3 protein-coding genes and 1 pseudogene are annotated in these 4006 nt (G+C 51.5%); 2 read left to right on the top strand and 2 right to left on the bottom strand.

The features are described from left to right. Positions 1 to 185 precede the first annotated feature (185 nt). Positions 186 to 764 carry a phage antirepressor KilAC domain-containing protein gene (locus QZ506_RS20265; RefSeq protein WP_291973475.1) on the bottom strand — a complete coding sequence of 193 codons (579 nt, stop codon included), beginning with the start codon at positions 762 to 764 and terminating at the stop codon, positions 186 to 188. 403 nt (positions 765 to 1167) lie between these two features. Here QZ506_RS20265 and pepD point away from each other — a divergent pair, with 403 nt between their 5' ends. Then, positions 1168 to 2628, top strand: coding sequence for a beta-Ala-His dipeptidase (gene pepD, locus QZ506_RS20260; protein ID WP_291973473.1), 1461 nt, complete (start codon positions 1168 to 1170; stop codon positions 2626 to 2628). Positions 2629 to 2683: 55 nt separating this feature from the next. On the opposite strand, the pseudogene dinB reads toward pepD, so the two are convergent. Next, a pseudogene (dinB, locus tag QZ506_RS20255) lies at positions 2684 to 3580 on the bottom strand (DNA polymerase IV); the annotation flags it as partial. Positions 3581 to 3801: 221 nt separating this feature from the next. Between dinB and QZ506_RS20250 the strand changes: the two are divergent. Continuing rightward, a partial coding sequence (locus QZ506_RS20250) for a transposase (protein ID WP_291973471.1) occupies positions 3802 to 4006 on the top strand: 205 nt, incomplete at its 3' end.

Raw genomic sequence — 4006 nt, 5'->3', positions numbered from 1 at the left:
CCACTTTACTCGATGGAAAACGGATCTGGGCAGAAAAGAATCTGAACCAGATGTAATCTGACAGACACCTGTATAAATAATCGGTAACTGTCAGATCAGGTCTGAGCTAGTACATATAAGCGCTTAAATAACCTCTCACGCTCCTTTATCCTGTTAGCTATTTTAAGTTTCATTCGTTGCTCCTCTCACGATGCAAGGCTGACGTGCTTCTGGTGGGTAAAATCGCCGTTCCAGTTGAGTTTCATGGGCACTTTGCCACGACGGTATAAGTCATGGATGCGCTCAGCGCCTTTGCGAAGGAGTACCGGCTGGTGCTTAATGAAGTCATCGGAACCATGAACGCTAATCAGATGCTGGTGCTCAGTCAGGTATCTATCGCGAGCGTAGGATGTTGCACGCCAGCGGATACCTGATTGGCTTTCGTTGTGTAGCCAGTTGCGCTCAGCGAGCCAGCCGTTAACCTTTTGGGTATTGACGCCGTTGAGCATTTTGCAGAACTGGGTTGGGGTCATGCCCTCCTTGAACAAGCTCTTGAGGTCGTGAATCTCGGCGGCCTGCTCTTTGTTTACTAGTACCAGTGCAGCTTCACTCTTTTTCGATTCCAGCAGGGCCTCCAGGGCGGAGATGTAGTTTTCCGGTAATGCGGGGACTGTGGTGATTGCCTGCGATTTTGAGGCAGCCAGTTGCTCCAGCTTATCAATCAGCGAACGACGAACTGCCTTCGACTCACGCGCTGCGACACGGAGAGCTTGTTTGAGCGTCATGTGGATAATCTCAGACTCAGTATTGTTCGTTTTTTGAACTACGGAAATTTCATAGTGCTCTCCTTCAAGCTCATCTTTAATTTTTTCAAGGCTTTGTTGAATAAATAGATATTATGCTGCGTAGCCATAAAGGCTGCGGATTCCCTTGACGTAAAATCAGTATGTTAAATCCAGAGCGTGGTGATGCATCCCGGATGCGATCAGCATTTTAATCCAAAACAGGTGTGTCATAACAGCATTATTCCCTATTATTCAACAAGGCCATTGAAGATGCATAAAAAGATAAGGAAAGTGATATTTTGTCACTGACGTGCCAATTGCGGCGGCACAACCCGAAACGTTTAACTTGCAGTCCTTACGCACCTGATGCGTAGACGGGTCTGCTAACGAGGAGACGCTAATCGTGTCTGAATTGTCTCAACTTGCTCCCCAGCCTTTGTGGGATATTTTTGCCACCATCTGTTCCATTCCCCATCCTTCTTACCATGAAGAGGCGTTGGCGCAGCACATTTTAGCCTGGGCCAAAGGGCGTAATATTCACGCCGAGCGCGATGCAGTAGGAAATACCCTGCTGCGTAAAGCTGCGACGCCGGGGCTGGAAAACCGCAAAGCGGTGGTATTGCAGGCGCATCTGGATATGGTGCCGCAGAAAAACAATGACACCGTACACGATTTTACCACTGACCCTATCCAACCTTATGTGGATGGCGACTGTGTCAAAGCACGTGGCACTACGCTGGGTGCGGATAACGGTATTGGTATGGCCTCGGCGCTGGCGGTGTTGGCAGACGATCGCGTGAAACATGGCCCGCTGGAAGTGCTGCTGACCATGACGGAAGAATCCGGTATGGATGGTGCCTTCGGCTTGCAGCCCAACTGGTTGCAGGGCGACATTCTGATCAATACCGATTCAGAAGAAGAAGGTGAAGTGTATATGGGCTGCGCCGGCGGGATCGATTTTATCACCCGTCTGCCGCTGACGCGCGAAGCGCTGCCCGCCGGCCTTTCCACCTTCAAACTGACGTTGAAAGGGCTAAAAGGTGGCCACTCCGGCTGCGATATTCATTTGTGCCTGGGTAACGCCAATAAACTGCTGGCACGTTTTCTGTTCCAGCATGCCGCGAAAACTGATATTCGCGTGTTGGATTTAAACGGCGGCACCCTGCGTAACGCCATTCCGCGTGAGGCCTTCGCCACTCTGTCCGTTCCGGCGGGCAACGTCGCCACGCTGAAAACGCTGGCAGAGCAGTATCTGGCAACGCTGCAACACGAACTGGCTGCCGTGGAGAAAAACCTAACGCTGGTACTGGAAGAAACCACCAGCGATGCTCTGCCGCTCACCGCCGAATCCCGCGATTGCCTGCTTGCCTTGCTGAATTCCACCCCGAATGGCGTCATTCGTATGAGTGATGAAGTCAAAGGCGTGGTGGAAACTTCGCTCAATCTGGGCGTGGTCACCGTGAACGCAGAACAGGCAGAAATCGTCTGCCTGATCCGTTCGCTGACCGACAGCGGTAAAGATGCCGTGGTCGGAACGTTGACAGCATTGGGTCAGTTAGCGGGCGCTCACACCGCACCGAAAGGCGGCTACCCTGGCTGGAAACCGGATGCCCATTCACCGGTGATGCAACTGGTGCGTGAAACGTACCAGAAACTGTTCGACACCACGCCGAACGTCATGGTTATTCACGCCGGGCTTGAGTGTGGGTTATTTAAAAAGCCCTACCCGAAAATGGACATGGTTTCCATTGGGCCCACCATTACCGGACCGCATTCACCCGATGAACAGGTTCACATCGCAAGCGTAGGCCGCTACTGGCAACTACTGACAGCGCTGCTGGAGGCTATCCCAGAAAAAGCGTAATCAAGGCGCGCCGGGGTATTTACTGCCACCGGCGCGTTAGTGACCTCACGTCCCATTACTCTAAATTCAGCAGCAGTTGGCGTTCCATTTGCGGATCGAGCAAAGTAACGTGCAACCCAACCAGCCTGACGCCTCGTGTCTGACGCCGCTCTTCCTAGGTTTGCCGCGCCAACTGCAGCAGATCCTGCTTATTCAGTTCAGGCCATACGTGTTCCTGTGTGGTCTGGCAAAAATCATCAAACTTCAGTTTTACGCCCTGACGGGCGATATGCAGATCCGGTTTCACACGCCGCAGACGCAATTCCAGTTCCTGATAGAGTTGTTCCACCAGCCCCTCGCACTCATGCCAATGGTGGATATCGGCAGCCAGCGTCTTTTTCACGCCCACAGATTTACGCAAGCTATCGGGAGAAACTGTACGCTCGTCAATGCGATGGCAGAGCTCCCACAAAATACGGCCAAATTTGCCAAACTGGCGCAGCAATTCAGCCAAATCGTACTGCCTCACATCTTCGTACGTGTGCAAACCCTTCTCTTCCAACCGTTTTGCCGTCACCTTACCCACGCCGGGAATTTTTGCCAGCGGCAGCGCTAGCAGAAAGGCGTCCATATTGTTAGGGGTAATCACAAACTGGCCGTTAGGCCTATTCTATTCCGATGCCACCTTGGCAAGAAACTTGACGGGAGCCACGCCCGCAGATGCCGTGAGCTGTAATTCATTGGCGATTGTCTGGCGAATATCCTGAGCAATCAGCGTCGCAGAACCGTTACACAATGGGCTGTCTGTCACATCCAGATAAGCTTCATCCAGCGAAAGGGGTTCGATCAACGTAGTATAGCGGGAAAAGAAATCGCGAATCAGGCGCGAGGTGGCCTTGTACACCTCCATACGAACCGGCAGAAGCTTAAGCTGGGGGCACAAGCGCAACGCGGTCGCCGTCGCCATGGCGCTGTGTGTACGCCATAGCGGCATAAAAATATCGGGATTATTATTCAATAAGTTATAGCGTATTGATCGAAATTACTCGAAATTTGATCGAAATTATTCAATCTGCTTCCATTCAGCCCCCCGGACATCGCGGTATCTATCTGTCATGGGGCTTTGTTGAATAAATAGAACTTTTGGGTAATCATCGGAGCAGATCACCACAGTTGTTTCAAAATCAGGTCTCCATGGCAAAACAAAATTTTAAAATCACCAACTGGCCCTCTTATAACAAGGCCCTCAAGCAGCGAGGTTCTCTAACCGTATGGCTAGATGAATCAGCCATTGCTGCATGGACGGAAAAAAACACTACTGAACGGCGTGGACGACCGCTCTACTACTCAGATATGGCCATCACCACAGTCCTGATGATGAAACGCGTGTTTGGCCTTT

This window comes from Candidatus Symbiopectobacterium sp. (genome assembly GCF_020054415.1).
Lineage (GTDB): Bacteria > Pseudomonadota > Gammaproteobacteria > Enterobacterales > Enterobacteriaceae > Symbiopectobacterium.
The sequence above is the reverse complement of the archived record's forward strand: the minus strand, read 5'-3'. Positions and strand labels throughout refer to the sequence as shown.